The sequence below is a fragment of the Erythrobacter sp. S267 genome (genome assembly GCF_057365045.1).
Genome location: NZ_CP200298.1, coordinates 2,158,678 through 2,180,974 on the forward strand (window position 1 = coordinate 2,158,678; position 22,297 = coordinate 2,180,974).

Below are 22,297 nucleotides of genomic sequence, written 5' to 3' on the forward strand. Positions count from 1 at the left end.
AAATTTATGCAAAAGTAGCTCAAGAAAATTGCAAAAGCGCCTCTTGCGGGTTGCATGGCATCCACTATTGTGCATTGCGCAATCAAACAATATTCAAACTCTGTCAACGTTGTCAGTTTTGGTCTTATTGCCCGGAGGGACCCTGCATGACCGAATTCTTCGCCGACCGACTGCTGCTATTCGGTGCGACCGGCGATCTTTCGCGGCGCAAATTGCTGCCAAGCCTGTGCGCTTTGGACGCGGATGGCCTACTGCCTGAAAAGCTCGCGATCATTGGCACAGCCCGCAGCGACCTCGACGATGCGGGCTTTCGGGACATGGCCCGTGCGGCGCTGGAGGAATTCCTGCCGGCCGAGCGACGCGGGTCGATGGCGCAGTTCCTCAACCGGTTGAGCTACCAAGCGCTCGATGCCTCGACGCCCGAAGGCTATGATGAGCTCGCCGCCAAGGTTGAGGAGGCGCGTCGCAGCGAAGATGAGGAGGGAGGGGTCGCGATTTTCCTCTCGACCGCCCCAAGCCTGTTTGGCCCCACCATTGCGGGATTGGAGAAGGCGGGCCTGACTGGCGACCGCGTGCGGATGTGTCTGGAAAAGCCGCTCGGCACCGATCTCGAAAGCTCCGCTGAAATCAACGATGCGGTGGCCAGCGCCTTTTCCGAAGAGCGCATTTTCCGCATCGACCACTATCTCGGCAAGGAGACGGTGCAGAACCTGCTCGCCCTTCGCTTTGCCAACATCCTGTTCGAGCCGATCTGGAATTCGAACATCATCGAGCATGTGCAGATCACCGTCGCAGAAACCGTGGGTCTGGAAGGCCGCGTCGGCTTCTATGACGATGCGGGCGCTCTGCGCGACATGGTCCAGAACCACATGCTGCAATTGCTGGCGCTCGTCGCGATGGAGCCGCCGACCAGCTTTGACGCGACCGCCGTGCGGGACGAGAAGGTGAAGGTGCTACGCGCGCTTCGCCCCGCCCTCGCCAATGAAACCGTCACCGGCCAGTACCGTGCGGGCGCGGTCAATGGGCAGGCCGTGCCGGGCTATGATGACGAGTTGACCGAGCACGGGCTCGAGCCTTCCAACACCGAGACCTTCACCGCGATCAAGGCCCATATCGACAATTGGCGCTGGCGCGGCGTGCCGTTCTACCTGCGCACCGGCAAACGCCTTCCCGAACGCGTGACCGAGATCAAGATCCAGTTCCGCTGCGTGCCGCACTCGATCTTCGAAGGGTCGGGAGCGGGCCTCCAGCCCAACCAGCTCCTCATCGGCATCCAGCCTGAGGAAGACATTACGCTGTCGCTCATGGCGAAGGTGCCGGGCCTCGACGAAGGCGGTGTGCGCCTGCGCGAAGTGCCGCTGCAAATCGCCATGCCCGACGCCTTTGCGGAGGCCGAGCGGCGGATCGCTTACGAGCGCCTGCTCTTGGACCTGATCAAGGGCGACCAGACTTTGTTCGTGCGCCGCGATGAGGTGGAGGCCCAGTGGCACTGGATCGACGCGATCCGCGCCGAATGGGAAAAGCACAATGTCACGCCCAAGACCTACACGGCTGGTAGCTGGGGCCCGAGCGCAGCCTTCGCTCTGACGGAGCGCGACGGGGTAACTTGGCATGAGTAACATCGCTGGCACGTTGAACGACACGATCCACGCGGTCACGCAGCGCATTATCGAGCGTTCTCGTCCGAGCCGTCAGGCCTATCTCGACCTGATGAAGCGCGAGGCGGATCGCCGTCCGGAGCGCAGCCAGGTGTCCTGCTCCGTCCTCGCCCATGCCTTTGCTGGGGCGCTTGAGGATCAGGACGCAATGAAGGAAGGGCGCGGGCCGAATGTCGGCATCGTCAGCGCCTATAACGACATGCTCTCCGCCCACCAGCCATACGGGCGATATCCCGACCGGATGAAGATCTACGCCCGCGAAGTCGGAGCCACGGCTCAGGTCGCGGGCGGCACGCCAGCCATGTGCGATGGCGTCACGCAGGGCGAAGACGGGATGGAGCTCTCGCTCTTCTCCCGCGACAATATCGCGATGGCGACCGCGGTCGGCCTCTCGCACCAGATGTATGACGGCATGGCGATGCTGGGCATTTGCGACAAGATCGTGCCGGGCCTGATGATCGGCGCTTTGCGCTTTGGCCATCTGCCGGGAATCTTCGTGCCTTCGGGTCCAATGCCGAGCGGTATCTCGAACAAGCAGAAGCAGAAAACCCGCCAGAAATACGCCGCCGGTGAAGTCGGGCGCGACGTGCTGCTGGAAAGCGAGCTTGGCTCCTACCACTCGCCGGGCACTTGCACCTTCTTCGGCACCGCCAACTCCAATCAGATGATGATGGAGATGATGGGGCTGCATGTTCCCGGAGCGGCATTCGTGCTGCCGGGATCAAAGCTGCGCCAAGGCCTCGACCGTGCCGCGGTTCACCGGTTGGTGGAGTTGTCCGGGACGACCGAGCGCACGCTCGCTCAGGTCGTGGATGAGAAAGCGATTGTGAACGCCACCATCGGCTTGCTCGCGACCGGAGGCTCGACCAACCACGCGATCCACATTCCGGCGATGGCGCGCGCGGCGGGCATCATCATCGACTGGGATGATTTGGCCGAATTATCCTCCGCCGTGCCGCTGATCGCGCGGGTCTATCCCAATGGATCGGGCGATGTGAACCAGTTCCACGCCGCTGGCGGCATGGGCTATGTTATTGGCGAGCTGCTCGCCGCAGGGCTTGCCCATCCCGATATCCTGACCGTCTGGGAGGAGGGCTTTGAAGCCTACACCGCAGAGCCTGTCTGGCAGGATGACATGCTTGCATGGAGCCGCGTGACTGAAACCCGCGACGACACGATGCTGCGCCCGGTCGCCGAGCCATTCCAGCACGATGGCGGCATGAGGCTGCTGACCGGAAACCTGGGCCGCGCGTGTTTCAAATCCTCCGCCGTGGCAAAAGAGCGCTGGACCATCACAGCCCCGTGCCGCGTGTTTGAAAACCAGCAGGACGTCACCAAAGCCTTCAAGGCCGGAGAGCTCGACCGCGATGTGGTCGTCGTCGTCCGCTTCCAGGGCCCGCGCGCCAATGGGATGCCCGAACTCCACGCTCTCACGCCGAGCCTTGGCGTGTTGCAGGACAAGGGCTTCAAAGTCGCGCTCGTCACCGATGGGCGCATGTCGGGCGCTTCGGGTAAAGTCCCCGCCGCAATCCACTGCACGCCGGAAGCCAAAGGCGGCGGTCCGCTCTCCAAATTGCAGGATGGCGACATCGTCACTGTCTGCGCGCAAACCGGCGGCCTTTCAACCGAGGCTGATCTGGACGCCCGCTCCCCCGCCCCTGACCCAGAGTACGAAGTCGGCGTCGGGCGAGAACTGTTCCGTATCATGCAAGCGCAGGCCGACGGAGCTGAGCAAGGCGCTTCTGCCATGCTCGCCAGCGCGGGATTGTAGCGGCGAATGGGTGGGACGACAGAATCTGGTCGCGGTCGATGTGGGCGGTACGCATGCGCGCTTCACCATTGCCGAGATTGCAAGCGACGGCAGCATCGCGCTCGACGAGCCGGTCACGCTCCACACCAGCGACCATGCGAGCTTCCAGACCGCGTGGGAGGATTATCGGACACGCAAGGGCGGCACTCTACCCGACAGGCTTGCTATGGCGGTCGCGGCGGCAATCAAAACCGATATCATCCGCTTCACCAACAATCCCTGGATCATCCGCCCGCCGCTGATCGAGGAGAAGCTGGGCGCATCTCAGCACGTTGTCATCAACGATTTCGCCGCTGTCGCCCACGCCGCCGCGCGCGCGCCGGGCGACCAGTTCCTGCATCTCGCCGGGCCGGAGGGCGAGTTGCCCACAACCGGTACGATCAGCGTGCTGGGTCCGGGCACGGGTCTGGGCGTTGCTTTCTTCAGCCACCTTGAAGGGGGCCGTTACCGCGTGCAAGCGACCGAGGGCGGGCATGGCGATTTCGCCCCGCTCGATAGTATCGAAGACGCCATCCTTGCGCGCCTGCGCCAGCGCTACACCCGCGTCTCGAACGAGCGCGTCGTCTCCGGCCCTGCGATCAACGACATCTACCACGCGCTCGCCGCGATGGAGGGCAAAGCGGTCCGCGATCAGACCGATATCGAGATCTGGACCGCAGGGATGGAGGGAACGGATGTGCTTGCCTCAGCCGCGGTCGACCGCTTCTGCCTCGCGCTGGGATCGGTCGCAGGCGACATCGCGCTGGTGCAAGGGGCGAGCGGCGTCGTGATCGCCGGCGGCCTTGGCTACCGGCTGCGCAACACTCTGGCGAGTTCGGGCTTTGCTGAGAGGTTCTGCGCCAAGGGGCGTTTTTCTAGCCTGATGGCGACGATCCCTGTCAAGCTCATCACCCATCCACAACCCGGCCTGCTCGGGGCCGCCGCTGCCTTTGCGCAAACCTATCTGGAAACCGATTGATCTTATGACTCTCCTCCTCACCTCCGTAGATGATCTGTCCGAGCGCCTGCGCGAGCTTCATGCGCGAACGCGGGAGACGCCGCTGTTCAATCCGGTGTTTCAACTCTCGCTAGACCTCTCGCGCGCCTTGGAGGCTCCCGGTGCCGGAGTGCTCGATCTCGACGCGGTTGAGCAGCTGGTCGAGGAGCTGGAATGCACCAGCCTGAAAGCGCGCGCCAAACGGCTCGAGCGGCTGGTCGCTCCGGTCGCGGTCGATACAAACCGCGCAGGGTTGGCCAAGGCTCTGGCGCGGGAGAGCGAGTTCGACGCCTTCAAAGCGCGCTGGGAAACGCCTTCGCTCCACGCGGTCTTCACCGCGCACCCGACTTTCCTGCTGACCCCGAACCACACGAAGGCGGTGGCGGATGCAGCCAGCACGGGCGCAGCCATTGACCATGCCGCCTGCCGCTCCGATGCCGAGCGTCCTGCCATCACGCTCGAATACGAACATGCCGAGGCGATGAAGGCCATCGCCAACGCTCAGGATGCGCGCGCCGACATTGTGCGCGAGATGCTGAGCCATGCGGCGGAAAAATGGCCCGATCAGTGGCTTGAGCTGAAGCCGCTGCCGTTTCGTTTCGCGAGTTGGGTCGGATACGACATGGATGGGCGCACCGACATCAAGTGGTACACCTCGATCCGCTTCCGCCTGTCCGAAAAAGCTGAGCGGCTGACCCGCTACGCCGCCGAACTCGCCGCGATTGTGCCGGACCACGCGCTCATCAAAGTGCTGGAAGCAGGCGCGGCCAATGCAGCCGCCAGCGCCGAGGATTTCGCCGGAGACCTCTCTGACGCGAGCGCGCTATCCGAAGCCGCCAACAGATTAACAGCGGACGATCCCGCCAAACTCACCTCATTGGACAACATCGTCGCGCAGTTGAAGGAGGAAGCCGCCTCCGCCGACACGCCAACAGCCGTGGCGCTCAAGACCCTCACCGCCGCGATGCGCGCGGATGGGCTGGGCATGGCGCATATCCACTTCCGCGTGAACGCCAAGCAGCTCCACAACGCGATCCGCGCGCATCTGCATGAGACGCCGAACCTCGACCTTGCCAGCAAGGGGGCGATGGCGACCCTGCGCCGGATGCTGAAAGAGGTGGAGGCCAAGCGCACCAATTTCGCCAGCCTCGCCATCGAAAGCTCGACCGCGACGCGGCAGTTCCTTGCCATGGCTCAAATCCTTGGTCACATTGACGCCGACACGCCGATCCGCATGCTGATTGCCGAGTGCGAGCAGCCCTCCACCATCCTCGCCGCGCTCTATTTCGCCAAACTGTTCGGGATCGAGGACAAGGTCGATGTCTCGCCTCTGTTCGAAACCGAAAGCGCACTGGAACACGGTGGCCGCTTCCTCGAGGCCCTGTGCTCGGAAGAGCAGTATCGCGACTACGCCCGCCTGCGCGGCCGTGTCTGCATCCAGACCGGCTTCTCCGATGCGGGGCGCTTCGTTGGCCAGATCCCTGCAAGCCTCGCAATCGAGCGTCTGCAAGGGCGCCTTGCTCAGGCGATGGAGCGCAACAAGCTCACTGACGTGGCTGCGCTGATCTTCAACACGCACGGCGAAAGCATGGGCCGCGGCGCGCATCCGTCAGGCTTTGCCGACCGCCTGACATGGCCGCTGAGCCCCTGGGCGCGCAGCCGCTTCACCCGCAACAAAATCGATCTGGAGCCGGAGGTAAGCTTCCAAGGCGGCGACGGTTATCTGCTGTTTGCAGGCCCCGAACTCGCCCGCGCAACACTCACGCGGATCATCACCGAAGGGCCCGAGCCAAGCGATGTGTGCGACGACCCGCTCTACTCGCGCACGGACCTCAGCCTCGATTTCTACCGCGCCATCCGCGCGCATCAGCGGCGGCATTTGCGCAGCCAGACCTATTCGCGCGGGGTCACCGCCTTCGGTCTGGGCCTGCTCAACTCCACCGGCAGCCGTGTCTCGCGCCGCCAGAGCGATCTGTCCGCCGACCGCGATATGAACCTGCGCCAGATCCGCGCGATCCCGCACAATTCGATCCTCCAGCAGCTCGGCTATCCGGTGAACGTCATCGCCGGGATCGGAGAGGCAGCGGACGGCAATTACGAAGAAATCGCCAGCCTGATCGCCTCGAGCGAACGTGGCCAGCAATTGTTGCGCTTGGCCCGCTCGTCCAATGCGCTGGCCAGCATCAAATCGGTTGCGGCCTATGGTGAGCTGTTCAACTCCGCCTATTGGGCCAGCCGTCCCTATCGCGGGACCGAGGCGCATCTGTCTGCTGCGTGTGAGACGCTTGCTGAGTACCTCACTAAGGATGACCGCACGGGTGTGTTCCGGCGTCTCGCTTCGCGGTTGCGGGTCGATGCGCTTAAGTTCCACCGGCTGCTCGATCAATTGCCCGAGGGTCTCGACCCGTCCGCAACCTCGCCCGAGGTAACGCAGGAGACACGTCGGATGATAGGTGCGGCGCAGTCTTTGCGGCTGGCGCTAATGCAGCACATCTTCCTCAAAGCCGTCTCAGTCCCGGTCTTCAGTCGCGCCAATGACATCAGCCGCGAGGACGTGCTGGAGATGGTCTTCTCGCTGCGGATCGACGATGCACTGGCGCAGATGCGCCGGGCTTTCCCTGTGCAGTTCCCTTCGCCAGATGACTTCGCGATGGATGCTGCCGCGGACTATCCCGATGCCTCGGTCGAAGGCTATGCCGCGATTGCGCGCGACTACATCGACCCGATTGAGCGAGCCTATACGCTAATGCTGCGGCTGAGCGTGGCGATTGCGAACCAGTTCGGGGCTCACGGATAGCCAAAGGCTATCCGTGGTTTTGGTTTTGCGCACCCGCATCCGCGGGCGCGATTTCCTCGCTTACACGACCTAAAGGTCGCGTCGCTGCGGGCGGCCTTGCAGGTGGCCTTTGGCCGTCTGCGCCTTCGGCTTCGACTCCGGCCTTGCGGGCCTGTGGCCCGTGCTCCGCCACTACGCAGCGAGAGAGCTCCAAGAAACTAGGCTCCAATCGGTCGGGTAGCGCTGGTTGCGAGCCGACCAGGCGAGCCAGCGCGCGACCGCGCGCCGCCGCTTATGCGGCGAAGCCAAGGCAGGCGGATGCCCGCCGCCCGGCGTCTGAGGGCGCCAACAAACAAAAGACTCCGCGCAAAAACAAAAGACTCACCGCTCTATTCAAACCTAATCCCGAGTCAGGTCCTTATCCGCCTGCAAGCTCACAAAACCATGCACCAGCGCGATCAGGCACAGCGCGATGATCAGGCCAAAGCCGAGCCAGTCGGACGTGCCGTAGAGCCATACGCCCAGCGCCGGGGCATAGACAAAGCTCGCGCCTGCAAGGCTCGCCACAACGCCCGACGCCTGCCCTTGTTCGGCCCTTGTGACGGCGAGCGAAGTGCCTGCTGTCGTGCCCGGGCGGAAGAGACCAAAGCCGAGCGAGGCGATGGCATAGCCCAGCGCGATGACGTGGATCTGGCTCGCCACCGCCAGCAAGGCAACACCCGCTGCGGCGGTGAAAAGGCCCCACAAGGTCGCCGCTCTCGGCCCCAGTTTGAAGCGCGGAATGATGCCCCATTGCGACAAGAGCGAGGCGAGCGCGCCGCTCATCAAGACCAGCCCTACCGGCCCTGCACCAAGTTCTGGCGTGTCGCGCAGTGCAAGCCGGTCGAGCACCAGAAAGCCGCTGATCCCCAGCACCATCGCCTGCGCGTGGCCGCCCAACAGCTGGGCGATGATCCAGGGACGCAGGCGCATATCGGTCCATTTGAGACGGGCAGGCTCTCCTGCAAGCTCGTCCTCTCCCTCTGCCAGTTCGGGCGCGTCCGTCGCCTGGTTGTAACTCGCGGCAACACCGCGCGCGGCAAATTGCGGCTGATCGTCCGGCAAGCGCCAGCGCAAAGCGACCAGCACGACGATGCCGAGCAAGGCAAAGCCGATAAACGGCCCCGTCAGCCCCAGCCCCATGAACGGCAGCACCATCAACGGGGCGAGCGCCGGGCCGATTACCGTGCCGAGGCCAAAGCTCGACGCGATGAGTGAGAGCGCATTGGTCCGCTCTGATCGAGGCGTGCGCGCCGCGACATAGGCTTGCACTGCGGGCGGAGCGGCGCTTCCGAACCCGCCATACAGGCTGCGCGCGGCGGCGAAAGCGATTAACGCCGCGGTTGCTCCCAGCCATCCGGCAAGCCCAGCCCACAGAACCAGACCGCAAGCTACCATCGACACCACAAAACCCGTCAGTCCCAGCGCCATCATCGCCTTGCGTCCGCGCCGGTCCGACCGCCGCGCCCAGATCGGCGCGCAAACGACCCACAGCAAGGCAGAACCGCTAAAAGCGAGGCTGATCCACACATCGCCAATATCCAGGGCCGTGCCAATCGACGGCATCACCGACTGCATCGCGGTGTTCCCCGCCGCCGTCACCAGCATCACCATGAACAGTAACGCCATCCGCCCCGAAGAGATCGGAGAAGATCGCCGCGCTGTGCTCGCAGGCGCTGAATTGGTGGAGGGGTCGCTATCGGCCATTACGCACAAGCGCTAGGCCACTAACCGGCGGCTTTCAATCGGGGTGTGTTCTGTCTCTGGCTCTGAGTGTGCGCGAAGGCTGACTATTCGAAGGTTTCTTCGATTGCGTCTGTGACCGGCGCGGAAAGCTGCGTGAACATCGCGGTCCCCACGGCGCATTGCACCATACCGCCAATCGCGCCGGTGATGCCATTGGCGAGCCCGGTGATCGCCAGCGCTGCTGTGCCGGCACCTGCCACCGCAGCGACCACTCCGGCAGCGCCATTGAAGAGCACGCTCGCGATCGTGATGACCGCCATAATCGCGGTCCAGAAACCCGCAATCGCCCATTGCTTCGGCTTTGTCAGGCGAAAGCTCTCCATTGTGGCAGTGATGGGATTCAAAGTCCCGCCCAGCACCATCACCGGCATGGCAAGCGACATCCGTGCCAGCAGCCAGACCATGGCAATAAGCATCGGAAGCACCGCCAGGGCAGCGAGGCCGGGCGCACCAAGCAACCCTGCCACCAAACTCACCGGGACTGTCACAACCAGCGATAGCAGCATGAAGATCAGTGCGAAGCCAATCAGCACGCCAAACAGGCTAGGCACGGCTTTGAACCCAGTGGCGAGTGCTTGACCCACGGTGGGCCGGGTGTCGCTCATCAGCGCGATCATTGCTGCCTGTCCGCCAAACTGGAATACCATCACAAACAAGCTCCCCGCGATCAGAGGGCCGAGAATCTCGAAAATCTTGTCTTCCAACACCGCTGGGTCTGCGGTTGGGTCCGCCAGCACCGCAAATTCGGGCACCAGCAAATAGAGCGCCATGGTCGGCAGCAACACAAACATCCCGGCGATCACTGCGAGCAGCGAAAAATTGCTCTGCAACAATTCGACCGCGCGCGACCAGCATGTGTTCATATCGAAGTTCATGGTGCTTCCCCTGATCTGGACTCTGCTCCGAGTGGAGATTGGAGCCAATTAGCCCCTTGATCTTGTGCTTCAATGCCCTCAACGCGAGGGGAATGGCAAGCACCGCAATCCAATTGCCCCCGACGCTCACCTCCGGCAGCCTCGAATGGCGGCGGGATCACGCGCATGTGCCGTACAGAGAAGCGCTGGCGGTGATGGAGGAGCGCAACGCGGCGATTTCGGCGGGTGAAGCTCAGGAGCTCGCATGGCTGCTAGAACATCCGCCCGTTTACACCGCTGGTACCAGCGCCGACCCCGCCGAACTGGTCGATCCGCGCTTTGAGGTGATCGAGGCGGGGCGCGGCGGGCGCTACACCTATCACGGGCCGGGTCAGCGGGTCGGCTATCTGATGCTAGACCTTGGCAAACGCGGCAAGGATGTGCGCTGCTTCGTCCATGCCATTGAGGGCTGGGTGATCGACACTCTGTCCGACTTTGGGGTTGAGGCGTGGCGCGCGGAAGGGCGCGTAGGAATATGGTGCAAGGATATTGACGGGTGCGAGGCGAAGATCGGTGCGATTGGCGTGCGCGTGCGGCGCTGGGTGACGATGCACGGCTTTTCGGTCAATCTCGACCCGGACCTATCGCATTTTGGCGGGATCGTACCCTGCGGGATCGACGAATTCGGCGTCACTAGCATGGCGCGGCTTGGCAAAAGCGTGTCGAACGACCAATGGGACGAAGCGCTGATGGCGCGCGCTGATGGATTTCTGGGAACGCTGGAGGCGGCCCGGCAAAAGGTCTGCCAAAAATGAAAAAGTGCAAGACATGAAGAAGCTACTCCTACCTGCCCTGTTACCAGCCCTGCTGCTCGCCGCATGCGACGAGGAAGTGCCTGAGGTCGACACAAGCGAAACCGGCGGAGAGGCCGCAGGCGAAGTGCTCGGCGGGACCATCAGCGATGATATGCTGCCGCTGGAGGAGCTCACCTCAACCTCGCCGCTCGCCCCGCGTCAATCAACGTCGACTACGACGGTGACCGAAGGCGAGGATGGCTCGACCACGGTGGAGACTACGGTCGAGACCAGCAACACGGATGCCCCTGCACCGGCGCCGCCGGAACCCCCAGCAGCGCCAGAATAGGGTCGAGAGTTTTAGGCTGCCGAAGCGGCCTTTTCCTCTTCCATCGTGGGATAGTCGATATACCCTTCCGCAATCGGGAAGTACCAGCTCTTGGGCACATCCTTGTTCGGGTTGAACGACGCGCCTGCCGCGATCCGTTTGTCGAGATCGGGGTTGGAGATATAGGGCCGGCCAAAGCTCACAGCGTCGCAGCGACCGCTCGATACATCGTCATCGGCCTCTTGCGCGGAATAGTCCGAGTTGAGGATCAGCTTGCCCGAATAGATCGAGCGGATCAGCGCGTCTTGCTGCGGCACATCGGTCTGACCAAAGGTGCCGTCTGGACCCGGCTGGCGCAGTTCGACAAAGGCAAGGCCCAACTCCTCACAGACCTTGGCCGCCGCGCCAAAGGTAGCAGGCGGATTGCTGTCATCGGTGCCTTGGGAGTCGCCATTGGGTGACAAGCGAATACCCGTGCGGTCAGCACGCCAGACATCGACGATGGCTTCCAGCACTTCGCGCATGAAGCGGGTGCGGTTTTCAGGGGAGCCACCATATTCATCTTCGCGGTGGTTGGTTCCATCGCGCAGGAACTGGTCGACCAGATAGCCATTCGCGCCATGCAGCTGGACCCCGTCAAAGCCCGCCCTCTTGGCGTTTTCGGCGGCGCGGCGGTAATCGTCGATCGTGCGGTTGATATCGTCCTTGGTCATGGCGCGCGCGGTCGCATATTCGACGCGGCCTTCTGGCGTGTGTGCTTCGCCCGGGGCCTTGGTCTCGCTCGCCGAGAAGGGCCGCTCGCCGCCGAGGAAATAGGGCGCCACAATCCGTCCCATATGCCACAGCTGCATGACGATCATGCCGCCTGCCGCCTGCACGCTCTCGACGATGGGCTTCCACGCCTCAGTCTGTTCGTCGGTCCAGATGCCCGGAGCCGATGGCCAGCCCAGCCCTTCAACGCTGATGCCGGTCGCCTCTGTCAGGATCATGCCGGCCCCTGCGCGCTGGGTGTAGTAAGTGCCCATCATTTCGTTGGGTACGAACATCGGCTTGGCAGCCCGACCACGGGTCAGCGGCGCCATGAAAATGCGGTTCTTCGCTTCGAGCGCGCCCATGGTGAGCGGCTGGAACAGAGCGTCATGCATGCGGTGTCATCCTCCAGATACGTTTCATTTGGCTATTCACTTGGGGCAGTGAGCGCTACATCGCAAGCATGGAAAATGAGGGGGCCTTGAAAGAAACGCTTGAGCCGCAGGCCTCACCGCTGCGTGCGGCGCTGCTGTTGGCGGCCCTGTTGGGCGGGAATGTTGCGTTGGCGCTTGGCCCGTGGCTGGTTCGGCTGACCGATACAGGCCCGGTGAGCGCAGCGTTCTGGCGGCTGTTCCTCGCCCTCCCCTTCCTCATCGCCTTTGCCTGGGTGGCAGGGCAGAAGCTGAGCGGGATGCCGAGAAAGACGCTGGTGCTGGTCGCCATCGGCGCGCTCGCCTTCGCCGGAGACCTTGCAAGCTGGCATATCGGGATCGGGATGACGCGGCTGGGCAATGCGACTTTGTTTGGCAATGCAGGCTCGATCATCCTGCTCTTCTGGGGCTTCATCATCGCGAGGATGCTGCCCAAGGGATTGGACTGGCTCGCAATCATCTGCGCTTTGGGAGGGGCGGCAATTCTGCTTGGCCGTAGCCTGCAAATCTCAACCGAGACCTTCATCGGAGACCTCTTCTGCGTCACCGCCGGCCTGCTCTACGCGGTCTATCTCCTGACCCTGCAAGGCGAACGCGCCCGGTTTGGATCGTGGAGCCTGCTAGTCTGGGTGAGCATCTTCGCAGCGCCCGCGCTACTTGCCCTAGCGCTGGCTTTGGGAGAGCCTGTCTGGCCGACCAATTGGACGCCGGTGATCGTGCTGTTCGTGACCAGCCAGCTGATCGGACAGGGCCTGCTGGTCTACTCGCTTGCGCATTTCCCACCGCTAATCATCGGGCTTGCGCTGCTGACCCAACCCGCGATCGCCGCGGTGATAGGATGGGTGGCGTTTGAGGAAGTGCTGATGCCGCTGGATGTTGTGGGTATGGTCCTGCTGGGAAGCGCGCTGGTGGTGGCTAAAGCAACTCAAAGAGATCGCTAATCCTCGGTATCTTTGTCCTTCAAGCCGTCGGATATCGCCTTTGCCCAGCTGGCATTGTTTACCAGCCGCGATTTTGCAAACGTAAGATCGGCGCAGCCGTCAATCTTGAGTGCAATTTCCTTGAGTGACTTTGCAAGTGACATAGGCATCGACGGGCCCAAGACGATCCTAGTGATGCAGCTCACCTCAACCGGAATCGAGAAGGTTGGTCCGGCAAGCCAATCCTCTTCCCATGCTACGACACGGTATTCTTGCTCGGCCTCGAAAGTATCACGTTTGAGAAATGGCAGATCACCCGCAGAGATCGGTCGCATAGCGCGGATCTCTTTTAGGTTTCGGTACAGGACTGGGCCGTGGACCACTTCTTCATACCGGGCACTTGTATTGAAAGCGTCAATAAGAGCGCGCTTGTCAAAGACAATCGCAAGTCCGTGGCTATCGCCCGCAAAAATTTGCCAGTGATGGGCTTGTTCGTAACCCTCTGCGAAACACGCGGCGAATATTGAGCCTTCACCTTTTAGCTTTGAGTACTGCCTGAGGCCCAATGCGTCATTCTGATCGTACCATTTTGCAGGATTGAGTAGCGTCAGTCGCTTATGGTGAAGCAGGTCCAGTAACGCTAATACATTAGTGTATCGTCTTAGGGTTGGACCACTGCTCATCGTTGCTTTCTAGCTCAATTCGCCGAAAACGGCACCTGTCCCAGATCACCCATGCCAACCGTCCCGCTCGCCATTTCCAGCATCCGGTCGAGGCTTTCCTTTGCCTTCAGGCGCAGGTCCTCGTCCATTTCGATGCGGGGTTCGAGGTCGCGTAGGGCGGAGTACATCTTCTCCATGGTGTTCAGCGCCATGTAGGGGCAGATGTTGCAGTTGCAGTTGCCGTCCGCTCCCGGTGCGCCGATGAAGGTTTTCTCCGGCAGAGCCTTCTCCATCTGGTGCATGATGTGCGGCTCGGTCGCGACGATCAGCGTGTCGCCTTCAAAGCCCTTGGCAAACTTCAGGATACCGCTGGTCGAGCCGACATAATCGGCGTGGTCGATAATCGCGGGCGGGCATTCCGGATGCGCGGCGACGGGCGCTCCGGGGTGCTGTTCCTTAAGCTTCAGAAGCTCGGTTTCGCTGAAGGCTTCGTGCACGATGCACACGCCCGGCCACAGCAGCATTTCGCGGTTGAAATTGCGGCTGAGCCAGCCGCCCAAATGGCGGTCCGGGCCAAAGATGATCTTCTGCTCTGGCGGGATTTGCGAGAGGATCGTCTCTGCGCTGGAGCTGGTCACGATCACGTCGGACAGCGCTTTCACTTCCGTAGAGCAGTTGATGTAGGTCAGCGCGATGTGGTCGGGATGCGCTTCACGGAAAGCCTTGAACTTCTCCGGCGGGCAGGAGTCTTCAAGGCTGCACCCGGCGTCCATGTCGGGCAGGATCACGGTCTTCTCTGGTGAGAGGATCTTGGCGGTGTCGGCCATGAACTTGACCCCGCAAAACAGGATCACATCGGCATCGGTCTCCGCCGCCTTGCGTGACAGCTCCAGCGAGTCTCCCACAAAGTCGGCGATGTCCTGAATATCGGGCGTCTGGTAATAATGCGCGAGGATCACCGCATTGCGCTCTTTGCGCAGCCGATTGATCTCAGCCAGCAAATCATCGCCCGTGGGCACTTTGGTTTCGACGCTCATTTACAGATCCCCGATTGCAGAAAGCTAACTATCTTGCGCCCCACATAGGGATTGATGCGCAATTTTGCGAGCGCTTTACGCCGCAATAAAGCCTGCTAGCGTGGTCGCCTCTAGGGGAGAGTGTGATGTACCAGTTAGACCTGACCGAAGCCTATTGCCCGGCGCAGACCGACACGCCCTATGCTGAGCGCACGATTGAAGGCACATTGCGAGAGCAGGTTGCCGTGCAGCCTGATGCGATGGCTCTGCGCGAAATGTTGGCAGACGGATCGGTTGGGCGCGAATGGACTTATGCGCAATTGCTCCACGATGCAGAGCGCTGCGGACGCGCACTGGCTTCGCGCCATCCGGCGGGAACGCGGATTGCGATCATGGGCGGCAATTGCCCCGAATGGGTGCTGATCCAGCTGGGCGCGGCGATGGCGGGGCTGACCATTGTCACAGTGAACCCCAGCTTCATCGCACGTGAGGTTCGCTATGTGCTCGAACAATCGGGTTCGGGCGCGGTCTACTATCAGCCGCATGTGCGCACCAGCGCTCTGCGTCCCATCGTCGATGAAGCCGCCGCCGGGCTCCCCGCGCATGACTATGTCATCGATATGACCGATCATGGCGAGCTGTTTGCGGGCGAGCATGATGGCGAGCTGCGCCCCAGCGACCCGTTTGACATTGTGATGATCCAGTACACGTCGGGCACGACCGGCTTTCCCAAGGGCGTGCTACTCCACCAGCATGGGCTGGTTCAAAGCAATCACGATATCTTTGCCCGCTGGGGCCTGTCTCCAGGCCAGACAGTTACCTGTCCCTTCCCGCTTTTCCACACCGCTGGCAGCGCAGTGTGTGTGCTCGGCGTGATTGCGCATGGAGCCTGCCTGCTGCTCGTCTCCGTCTTTGACCCCGTCGCAGTGGCCAAGGGGATTGAGCGCGAAAAGCCTGAAATCGTGGGCGGGGTCGCGACCATGATCTACGCCATTATCGAGGCAGCGAAGGCAACCGGCACGGACGTCTCCAGCGTGAAGACAGTGGTGAGCGGCGGCGCGATGGTGCAACCCGCGCTCAACGCAGCCGCGCAGGAGACATTCGGCGTGCCGATCCTGATCGTCTATGGCCAGACCGAAACTTGCCCCGCTATCACGGGCGCCTGGCCGACCGATACTGGCGAAGAATTGATCGAGACGATTGGGCAGCCAATTGCTCATATCGAGGTGTCGATCCGGTCCCCCAATGACAACAGCGTGTGCGCGGTCGACGAGCAGGGCGAGATTTGCATGCGCGGCTACAACCAGATGGCGGGCTATAACGACAATCCAGAAGCCACCGCTGAAACGATTGACGAAGAGGGCTGGTTGCACACCGGCGATCTCGGTTCAATGAGCGCACGCGGCTATGTGAAGATCACGGGCCGGGTGAAAGAGATGATCATCCGCGGGGGCGAGAACCTGTTCTCTGCTGAGATCGAAGCGGCGATGTTGGAACACCCTGCCCTAGCCGAAGTCGCCTGCGCCGGTGTTCCGGATGAGAAATGGGGCGAGATCGTCGCCTGTTTTATGCGGCTGGCAGACGGCGCTGAGCGCCCCTCCGACGACGATTTGAAAGCCCACATCCGACAACGCCTCTCACCGCAAAAGACACCCGCGCATTGGGTCTGGATGAAGGAGTTCCCGCTGACAGGATCAGGCAAGATCCAGAAGTTTCAGCTCGCCGAGCAATTTGCGAAGGGGGAACTGGGTTAGTCACGTAGATGATTAATCCGTCGCACAAACACTTCAAGCGCTATGCACGTGCCCGGCGTTGGCAATGGACCGCCATAGCGGGGACTGCGCTTTTCTTCATTAGCGGTTTTGTCGCTGCGGTGTTCGAGGTCTTCTGGCCACTGGCCGTCACTTTTCCGCTATTCTTATGGGCAGGCTGGCTGTTCAATCTTGGCTGCCATGCCTGCGGCTATCCAATCTTCGCCGACTATAAGGTTGAAGTCAAAACCAAAAAGGCAATGGAACGCGATCGCTATAAATGGTTGTACAAAAACTATGATTACGGCGGCGTACAGCTGCCGCTGAGATCACGCTGCTCAAAATGCGGCGCGAGGTTCTCCTCAGACGAAGAGTGACACTTCACCAAGGATGCTCGATCCCCTCCCAGGTCCAGAAGCGGCCTGACATGTCCCGGGTCAATCGCGTGGTCAGATCGAATATGCCGCCTGCGCTCTCCTCTGGGGCAATGGCTGCCCCAGCGCCGCCCATATCGGTGCGCACCCAGCCGGGGTGGATCGGCACGACGATGATGCCATCAAGGCCAAACTCCGTCGCCAGCACCTGCATCGCCTTGTTCACCGCAGCCTTGCTGGTACGGTAGGCAATGGCACCGCCAAGATCGCGGTTGAGCGATCCCATCTCGCTCGACACAGTCACGATGCGCGGATTGGGTGCGCGGGCAAGCAGCGGCTTCATCGCCAGGGCAATCTGCACCGGCGCGATGGAGTTGACTGCGAGAATCTGTGTCCACTCGGCATAATCGAGAGCAGCGAAGTCAGCCCGGTTGCGGTCCAGAACCCCGGCATTGTTGATCAGCACATCAAGGGTCTCGTCCGACAAATCCTCGGCCAGACGCGTAATCTCTTCGACATTGGTTACATCAAGCTTCCAGATGCGCACATCATGGCTATCGGCCAAGGCGGAGAGAGCCTCCGCTTCCTCAGGCGCGCGGCACGCCGCATGAACCCGCCAGCCTGCGCTCGCAAATCTCTGCGCCAAAGCGAGACCAAGCCCGCGATTTGCTCCGGTGATCAGGACTGTTTCGATTGGCTTTCTCCTATTGGATGCAATTCGACTTGCGCGCCCTCTACACCGCTATTCCGAACAGCGACCCAATCGCAGCTGTTGCGGCCATTGCAAGGACACCCCAGCCTACAACTCGGATAGTCGCCGGAACCATGGGCGCACCGCCAAGCCTTGCTCCGGTCGCTCCCAACAAAGCCAGCGCTGTGACTGAGACGATGGCGATAGCCCAGATCGTCCACTGCGCAGGGGCAAGAACCGCCGCGAGAACAGGAGGAGTTGCGCCAAGGGTGAAGGTTATACCCGACGCAATCGCTGCTTGAAGCGGCTTTGCCGCCAACTCATCCGACAAGCGAAGCTCGTCGCGCAAGTGGGCAGATAGCGGGTCTTTCGCCATCAACTCACGCGCAACCAAGGCAGCGGTTTCATCGCTTAGCCCGCGTTCTTTATAGATCTCGGTCAGTTCATCGAGCTCTTCTTGCGGCATGTCCTCAAGCGCTTGTCTTTCGCGCGCAATATCGGCCTGTTCGGAATCGCGCTGCGCTGAGACGGAGATGTATTCGCCAGCCGCCATCGACATGGCGCCTGCGACAAGGCCGGCAACGCCCGTGATGATGATGACCGAGGGATCAGGATTGGCAGCGGCCACACCAATTACGAGCGATGCGACCGAGATGATCCCATCATTGCCGCCAAGCACCGCAGCCCGAAGCCATCCGCCACGCTCGACATAGTGCGGGTCATCGGGATGTGCGCTTGGTGTCATCGGCTTAACTGACGCTCCAGACTTCCCCATCTCGCTTGGCAGCCCCGCGCTTTTCGAGCTCGATCAGATGCGCCGTTACGCTCATCTCCGCGGCGCCGATCAAACGCGGGTCGAGGCCCTTATACATGTCGGGGATGAAGTCGGAGACAGGGCGCGCGCGCTCACCCATCAGGCGCAAAATCTGGTTTTCGCGCTGACGGCGATGGCCGATCATGCCGCGCACCAGCTGTTTGGGCTTGGTGATCGCAGCGCCGTGAGCGGAGTGGTAAACCGTGTCATCGCGTGCCTGCAGCTTCTCAAGGCTCGCCATGTATTCACCCATGTCGCCGTCGGGCGGAATGACAACGCTGGTCGACCAGCCCATCACATGATCGCCGGTGAACAGCGAACCGCTTTCCTCAAGCGCGTAGCACAGGTGGTTGGAAGTGTGCCCCGGCGTCGCGACGGCCGTCAGCGTCCAGCCAGTGCCGCGCATCTGCTCGCCATCTTCGAGAACCCGGTCAGGCGCATAGGTTGTGTCAAAGCTCTCATCCGAGCGTGGCCCGTCCACCTCCAGCACCAAAGGAGCGCAGCCGACGATGGGAGCGCCCGTTTGCTCAGCCAAGGGCGCAGCGGCGGGCGAGTGGTCGCGGTGTGTGTGGGTGCACATGATCGCGATGACGGAGCGGCCTGCGATAGCAGCGACAATGGCCTCAACATGCTCCGCCTCATTCGGCCCCGGATCAATCACCGCGCAGTCTGGCCCACCAAGCGGACCAACCACATAGGTCTGCGTGCCGGTGTAGGTGTAAGGCGACGGGTTGGGCGCGAGCACTCGGCAAACCAGCGGTTCGACTTGGTCAGCGAGGCCCGTGGGCCATGGTTTTGGGGGTATTCCAGCCATGGACTTGCATATGGAGTGAGGATCGTCAGAAGTCACTCCCAAGAGAAAGAGGGAACCGATGAGCGACTACATTCTTGTCCTGGACGAAGGCACCACTTCCACCCGCGCGATGCTGTTTGCGAGCGACGGTGTGCTGGTAGCCAGCGCGCAGGAGGAGCTGACGCAGTTTTATCCGCAATCCGGCTGGGTGGAGCACGACGCGGGTGAGATCTGGGACAAGACGCTGCAATGTGCGCTCGATGTGATCCCCAAAGCGGGCGGCGCGGCGATGATTGCAGCGATCGGCATCACCAATCAGCGCGAGACGGTGGTGGCCTGGGACCGCTCGACGGGAGAGCCTTTGACAAAGGCCATCGTCTGGCAGGATCGCCGGACCGAACCATTTTGCGCCGAGCTCCGCGAGGCGGGGCACGAGGCGGCGGTGCAGGCCAAGACCGGCCTGCTGCTCGACCCCTATTTCTCCGGCACCAAGATGCGCTGGATGCTCGACAATGTGGGGCAAGTGAAGGCGGCGGCCGAGGCGGGCACGCTCGCCCTAGGCACGATCGAAAGCTGGCTGGTGTTCAAACTCACCGGCGGCGAAAAGCATATCTCCGACGCCAGCAACGCCAGCCGCACTTTGCTGATGGCGCTCGACGGCGCTGGCTTTGATGAAGGGCTGTGCGAATTGCTGGGAGTGCCGCACGCGGCGCTTCCTGAAGTTACCGACATGGCTGGCGCCTTGGGTGAGACCGAGGTCAGCCTGTTCGGCTGCGCGATTCCGATCACGGGCCTTGTCGGCGACCAGCAGGCGGCGACCATCGGGCAGGCTTGCCTTGCTCCGGGAGAGACCAAGGCGACCTACGGCACCGGAGCCTTCATCCTCACCAACCAAGGCGAGGAGGTTCCGCGCTCGCAAAACCGCCTGCTTGGCACCGTGCTGACGCAGTTGGACGGCAAGCGGACCTACGCCATCGAAGGTTCAGTCTTCGTCGCAGGGAGCCTCGTCCAGTGGTTGCGCGATTCGCTCGGCATTGTTGAGGTGGCGAGTGACACCGAGGCGCTTGCCCGCTCGATACCCGACAGCGGAGGGGTGACAATTGTCCCGGCGCTATCTGGCCTTGGCGCTCCGCACTGGAACGCAGAGGCGCGCGGGGTCATTACCGGCCTCAGCTTTGCAAGCGGCAAGGCCGAACTGGCGCGCGCGGCTTTAGAGGCGATGGCGCATCAGACCCACGACCTCGCCAAAGCCTTCGCCGCGGACGGCACCGCGTGGGAGACCTTGCGGATCGATGGCGGCATGTCCGCCAATGACTGGATGGCACAGGACCTCGCTGACATGCTCGGCGTGGTGGTAGAGCGGCCCGGTTTTGTGGAGACGACCGCCTTGGGCGCGGCGATGCTGGCTGCGACAGGCGCAGGCCTTTACCCCGACCTTGCAACGGCAGCGGCGACGATGCGCGGCACGCTAACCCGCTTCGAGCCGTCAATGAAGGCAGAGGTGCGCGAAGCGCGACTCAAAAGGTGGACAGCAGCGCTGGACGCCGCTTAGCGCGCGGGTCAGTTCAGGTCTTCGAAGCGGCGCTGCAAGCGGCTGTGAATGGCGCGCGCGGGCGAAGCCATTTCGAATCCGCTACGCCATGCTTCATCCAGGCGCGCGATACGTTCGTGGAGCCGCTCTGTCTCCGCAATCAGCTCGCGAGTCGCCGGTTCCAGCGCCAGAAGCGATTTTGGATCAGCGGTGCGATCGGGCGGCAAAGTGCCATGGCGACGTACCTGATTCTCGCTCAGCTCACCGGAGAAAAACGCCCGCTGGTTGAGCAGCCACGCCAGCACATGCATCATCCGCGTCGTGGTCTTCAACCCCTCGGTCGAGAGCGCCAGACGCGCCGTGGGCTCCTCACCCACTGCTGGCTCGCGCGTGCCCAAAGCGAAGACGGCGCGCACTTCATCGGCGAGCACCAGAGCTTCACTGTAAAGCGCCTCGATGATCGGGCGAGAAAGGTTTGTTGTGCGTGGCATAGACAGACGGCGCTATTGCGCGAGCGGCCTTGTTACCAGCCACCTATGGTTACTTTCCCGGAGAGATTGAACGGCGTCCCGATGTGGGGCGTTTTAGTTGTGTGTTCACCCATGCGGGTGAACTCCTCGGTGCTATCCCCTTCGCTTCGCTGCGGGGCACCTGCGGCTCGGCCGCGTGGCCTCGCGGTCCACTGGTCGTGGACCGAACCAGCGCTACCCACGCGGCAGGCACCAAGAGGCTAGGCGCTTCGTAGCAAGGTAATCGCGGAGCACGGGCCGCGAAGCGGACCGCAAGCGCGACTGCGCGCCGCGGCTTGTGCCGCCCCAAGCTTTTCTGGGCCAAGCGGACCGGATGGTCCGCGCCCGGCGTTTGAGGGCCTCAGAAAACTACGCAATAATATCGGGCAGCAGCGTGTCTTCGATCAGCGCGATCTGATCCTTCAACCGCAGCTTGCGCTTTTTCAGGCGGGCGATTTGCAGTTGGTCGGTGGAGCCAGCATCGCTGAGCGCGCCAATCGCTGCATCCAGATCGCGATGCTCGGTGCGCAGCATTTCGAGCCGCTTCATAAGCTCTTGCTCATTCATGCTGACAGCGACTCGCTAACGATCTTGGACGTCATGGCGGCAACCATGCGGGAAAAATTGCGCCACTGCCACGGTCTTTTCTCAGCCAGGCGGCGTGTTCTTGACCGCAGGCCTAGGCATTGCCCCTAAGTACTCGCCACAGTTCACCTCAGAATCCTGCAGCCATGTCGCTTCACGCTTCATAAGCCCTTTGCAAGTTAGCGTCTTTGTGGTCAGATTGCGGTCTGCGGCCCGGCCGTTTCCATGTGTGCCGAGTCGCTCCACCGGGGGCATACCCCCACACACATAGGAGAACGAATATGGCATCGTCCCCAGCTTCACACGCAGACGCACCTCAGGCAGGCGCAACCGCATCTCACGTGAATGCTCTCCAATCCAAACATGCAGGCCTCGATGCTCAGCTCCGTGATGAGCTTGCGCGGCCTTCCCCGGATGCGGCGATGATCCAATCTCTTAAAAAGCAGAAGCTCAGGCTGAAGGAAGAGATTGCACGCTGCTAGCGGCGTT

The 22,297-nt window shown here is 62.1% G+C and carries 21 protein-coding genes; 11 read left to right on the forward strand and 10 right to left on the reverse strand.

Going from position 1 to position 22,297, the window contains the following annotated elements:
• Positions 1-146 precede the first annotated feature (146 nt).
• From zwf to AC0V6X_RS10210, 4 genes are read left to right on the forward strand one after another with little or no spacing between them, the layout of a single operon-like run.
• The gene (gene zwf, locus AC0V6X_RS10195; protein ID WP_486184439.1) at positions 147-1,619 is read left to right on the forward strand and encodes a glucose-6-phosphate dehydrogenase; all 1,473 of its coding nucleotides are present in this window, start codon (positions 147-149) and stop codon (positions 1,617-1,619) included.
• Positions 1,612-3,429 carry a phosphogluconate dehydratase gene (edd, locus tag AC0V6X_RS10200; RefSeq protein ID WP_486184440.1) on the forward strand — a complete coding sequence of 606 codons (1,818 nt, stop codon included), beginning with the start codon at positions 1,612-1,614 and terminating at the stop codon, positions 3,427-3,429. The genes zwf and edd overlap by 8 nt, the downstream gene beginning before the upstream one ends.
• 10 nt (positions 3,430-3,439) lie before the next feature.
• Positions 3,440-4,426 (forward strand): glucokinase, encoded by a 987-nt coding sequence (locus AC0V6X_RS10205; RefSeq protein ID WP_486184441.1) that lies wholly within the window; start codon positions 3,440-3,442, stop codon positions 4,424-4,426.
• A 4-nt stretch (positions 4,427-4,430) separates the two neighbouring features.
• Entirely contained in the window at positions 4,431-7,241 is a 2,811-nt protein-coding gene (locus AC0V6X_RS10210) for a phosphoenolpyruvate carboxylase (RefSeq protein WP_486184442.1), read from the forward strand.
• 378 nt (positions 7,242-7,619) lie between these two features.
• Here the strand turns inward: AC0V6X_RS10210 and AC0V6X_RS10215 are convergent, their stop codons facing one another.
• Together AC0V6X_RS10215 and AC0V6X_RS10220 are read right to left on the reverse strand one after the other, a co-directional pair.
• Positions 7,620-8,966 (reverse strand): MFS transporter, encoded by a 1,347-nt coding sequence (locus AC0V6X_RS10215; RefSeq protein ID WP_486184443.1) that lies wholly within the window; start codon positions 8,964-8,966, stop codon positions 7,620-7,622.
• A gap of 83 nt (positions 8,967-9,049) precedes the next feature.
• Positions 9,050-9,880, reverse strand: coding sequence for a hypothetical protein (locus AC0V6X_RS10220; RefSeq protein WP_486184444.1), 831 nt, complete (start codon positions 9,878-9,880; stop codon positions 9,050-9,052).
• A gap of 92 nt (positions 9,881-9,972) precedes the next feature.
• On the opposite strand from AC0V6X_RS10220, the gene lipB reads away from it, so the two are divergent.
• Positions 9,973-10,674, forward strand: coding sequence for a lipoyl(octanoyl) transferase LipB (lipB, locus tag AC0V6X_RS10225; RefSeq protein WP_486184445.1), 702 nt, complete (start codon positions 9,973-9,975; stop codon positions 10,672-10,674).
• Between the two features lie 13 nt (positions 10,675-10,687).
• Positions 10,688-11,002, forward strand: coding sequence for a hypothetical protein (locus AC0V6X_RS10230; RefSeq protein ID WP_486184446.1), 315 nt, complete (start codon positions 10,688-10,690; stop codon positions 11,000-11,002).
• A gap of 11 nt (positions 11,003-11,013) precedes the next feature.
• On the opposite strand, the gene AC0V6X_RS10235 is transcribed toward AC0V6X_RS10230, so the two are convergent.
• Positions 11,014-12,126 carry an alkene reductase gene (locus AC0V6X_RS10235; RefSeq protein WP_486184447.1) on the reverse strand — a complete coding sequence of 371 codons (1,113 nt, stop codon included), beginning with the start codon at positions 12,124-12,126 and terminating at the stop codon, positions 11,014-11,016.
• Between the two features lie 68 nt (positions 12,127-12,194).
• On the opposite strand from AC0V6X_RS10235, the gene AC0V6X_RS10240 reads away from it, so the two are divergent.
• Positions 12,195-13,103, forward strand: a complete 909-nt coding sequence (locus tag AC0V6X_RS10240; RefSeq protein ID WP_486184448.1) for a DMT family transporter — start codon at positions 12,195-12,197, stop codon at positions 13,101-13,103.
• Here the strand turns inward: AC0V6X_RS10240 and AC0V6X_RS10245 are convergent.
• Both AC0V6X_RS10245 and nadA read right to left on the reverse strand, forming a co-directional pair.
• Positions 13,100-13,765, reverse strand: a complete 666-nt coding sequence (locus AC0V6X_RS10245) for a DUF2971 domain-containing protein (protein ID WP_486184449.1) — start codon at positions 13,763-13,765, stop codon at positions 13,100-13,102. The genes AC0V6X_RS10240 and AC0V6X_RS10245 overlap by 4 nt on opposite strands.
• 14 nt (positions 13,766-13,779) lie before the next feature.
• Complete coding sequence (gene nadA, locus AC0V6X_RS10250; RefSeq protein ID WP_486184450.1) at positions 13,780-14,781, reverse strand: quinolinate synthase NadA; 1,002 nt, start codon at positions 14,779-14,781, stop codon at positions 13,780-13,782.
• A 125-nt stretch (positions 14,782-14,906) separates the two neighbouring features.
• On the opposite strand from nadA, the gene AC0V6X_RS10255 reads away from it, so the two are divergent.
• Positions 14,907-16,514 (forward strand): class I adenylate-forming enzyme family protein, encoded by a 1,608-nt coding sequence (locus AC0V6X_RS10255; RefSeq protein ID WP_486184451.1) that lies wholly within the window; start codon positions 14,907-14,909, stop codon positions 16,512-16,514.
• Positions 16,515-16,522: 8 nt separating this feature from the next.
• Entirely contained in the window at positions 16,523-16,888 is a 366-nt protein-coding gene (locus tag AC0V6X_RS10260; protein ID WP_486184452.1) for a hypothetical protein, read from the forward strand.
• A gap of 4 nt (positions 16,889-16,892) precedes the next feature.
• On the opposite strand, the gene AC0V6X_RS10265 is transcribed toward AC0V6X_RS10260, so the two are convergent.
• The 3 genes from AC0V6X_RS10265 to AC0V6X_RS10275 are packed head-to-tail and all read right to left on the reverse strand — an operon-like array spanning position 16,893 to position 19,204.
• On the reverse strand, positions 16,893-17,603 hold the full coding sequence (locus AC0V6X_RS10265; protein WP_486185568.1) for an SDR family oxidoreductase: 711 nt from the start codon (positions 17,601-17,603) through the stop codon (positions 16,893-16,895).
• Positions 17,604-17,619: 16 nt separating this feature from the next.
• Positions 17,620-18,321 carry a VIT1/CCC1 transporter family protein gene (locus tag AC0V6X_RS10270; protein WP_486184453.1) on the reverse strand — a complete coding sequence of 234 codons (702 nt, stop codon included), beginning with the start codon at positions 18,319-18,321 and terminating at the stop codon, positions 17,620-17,622.
• Between the two features lie 4 nt (positions 18,322-18,325).
• The gene (locus AC0V6X_RS10275; RefSeq protein WP_486184454.1) at positions 18,326-19,204 is read right to left on the reverse strand and encodes an MBL fold metallo-hydrolase; all 879 of its coding nucleotides are present in this window, start codon (positions 19,202-19,204) and stop codon (positions 18,326-18,328) included.
• A gap of 58 nt (positions 19,205-19,262) precedes the next feature.
• Here AC0V6X_RS10275 and glpK point away from each other — a divergent pair, with 58 nt between their 5' ends.
• Positions 19,263-20,735, forward strand: coding sequence for a glycerol kinase GlpK (gene glpK, locus AC0V6X_RS10280; RefSeq protein ID WP_486184455.1), 1,473 nt, complete (start codon positions 19,263-19,265; stop codon positions 20,733-20,735).
• An 8-nt stretch (positions 20,736-20,743) separates the two neighbouring features.
• Here glpK and AC0V6X_RS10285 read toward each other — a convergent pair whose 3' ends face one another.
• Both AC0V6X_RS10285 and AC0V6X_RS10290 read right to left on the reverse strand, forming a co-directional pair.
• Positions 20,744-21,205, reverse strand: coding sequence for a DUF1465 family protein (locus AC0V6X_RS10285; RefSeq protein WP_486184456.1), 462 nt, complete (start codon positions 21,203-21,205; stop codon positions 20,744-20,746).
• 387 nt (positions 21,206-21,592) lie between these two features.
• A complete protein-coding gene (locus tag AC0V6X_RS10290; protein WP_486184457.1) occupies positions 21,593-21,790 on the reverse strand; it encodes a YdcH family protein in 198 nt (65 codons plus the stop codon).
• Positions 21,791-22,089: 299 nt separating this feature from the next.
• Here AC0V6X_RS10290 and AC0V6X_RS10295 point away from each other — a divergent pair, with 299 nt between their 5' ends.
• Positions 22,090-22,290: a YdcH family protein gene (locus tag AC0V6X_RS10295; RefSeq protein WP_486184458.1), complete on the forward strand. Its 201-nt coding sequence runs from the start codon at positions 22,090-22,092 to the stop codon at positions 22,288-22,290.
• The last annotated feature ends 7 nt before the right edge of the window (positions 22,291-22,297 follow it).

What these genes read in the sequence shown, in the direction of transcription:
- zwf (WP_486184439.1), top strand. Translation starts at nt 147, where the DNA reads ATGACCGAATTCTTCGCCGACCGACTGCTGCTATTCGGTGCGACCGGC.
- edd (WP_486184440.1), top strand. Translation starts at nt 1,612, where the DNA reads ATGAGTAACATCGCTGGCACGTTGAACGACACGATCCACGCGGTCACG.
- AC0V6X_RS10210 (WP_486184442.1), top strand. Translation starts at nt 4,431, where the DNA reads ATGACTCTCCTCCTCACCTCCGTAGATGATCTGTCCGAGCGCCTGCGC.
- AC0V6X_RS10215 (WP_486184443.1), bottom strand. Translation starts at nt 8,966, where the DNA reads ATGGCCGATAGCGACCCCTCCACCAATTCAGCGCCTGCGAGCACAGCG.
- AC0V6X_RS10220 (WP_486184444.1), bottom strand. Translation starts at nt 9,880, where the DNA reads ATGAACTTCGATATGAACACATGCTGGTCGCGCGCGGTCGAATTGTTG.
- lipB (WP_486184445.1), top strand. Translation starts at nt 9,973, where the DNA reads ATGGCAAGCACCGCAATCCAATTGCCCCCGACGCTCACCTCCGGCAGC.
- AC0V6X_RS10230 (WP_486184446.1), top strand. Translation starts at nt 10,688, where the DNA reads ATGAAGAAGCTACTCCTACCTGCCCTGTTACCAGCCCTGCTGCTCGCC.
- AC0V6X_RS10235 (WP_486184447.1), bottom strand. Translation starts at nt 12,126, where the DNA reads ATGCATGACGCTCTGTTCCAGCCGCTCACCATGGGCGCGCTCGAAGCG.
- AC0V6X_RS10240 (WP_486184448.1), top strand. Translation starts at nt 12,195, where the DNA reads ATGGAAAATGAGGGGGCCTTGAAAGAAACGCTTGAGCCGCAGGCCTCA.
- AC0V6X_RS10245 (WP_486184449.1), bottom strand. Translation starts at nt 13,765, where the DNA reads ATGAGCAGTGGTCCAACCCTAAGACGATACACTAATGTATTAGCGTTA.
- nadA (WP_486184450.1), bottom strand. Translation starts at nt 14,781, where the DNA reads ATGAGCGTCGAAACCAAAGTGCCCACGGGCGATGATTTGCTGGCTGAG.
- AC0V6X_RS10255 (WP_486184451.1), top strand. Translation starts at nt 14,907, where the DNA reads ATGTACCAGTTAGACCTGACCGAAGCCTATTGCCCGGCGCAGACCGAC.
- AC0V6X_RS10260 (WP_486184452.1), top strand. Translation starts at nt 16,523, where the DNA reads ATGATTAATCCGTCGCACAAACACTTCAAGCGCTATGCACGTGCCCGG.
- AC0V6X_RS10270 (WP_486184453.1), bottom strand. Translation starts at nt 18,321, where the DNA reads ATGACACCAAGCGCACATCCCGATGACCCGCACTATGTCGAGCGTGGC.
- AC0V6X_RS10275 (WP_486184454.1), bottom strand. Translation starts at nt 19,204, where the DNA reads ATGGCTGGAATACCCCCAAAACCATGGCCCACGGGCCTCGCTGACCAA.
- glpK (WP_486184455.1), top strand. Translation starts at nt 19,263, where the DNA reads ATGAGCGACTACATTCTTGTCCTGGACGAAGGCACCACTTCCACCCGC.
- AC0V6X_RS10285 (WP_486184456.1), bottom strand. Translation starts at nt 21,205, where the DNA reads ATGCCACGCACAACAAACCTTTCTCGCCCGATCATCGAGGCGCTTTAC.
- AC0V6X_RS10290 (WP_486184457.1), bottom strand. Translation starts at nt 21,790, where the DNA reads ATGAATGAGCAAGAGCTTATGAAGCGGCTCGAAATGCTGCGCACCGAG.
- AC0V6X_RS10295 (WP_486184458.1), top strand. Translation starts at nt 22,090, where the DNA reads ATGGCATCGTCCCCAGCTTCACACGCAGACGCACCTCAGGCAGGCGCA.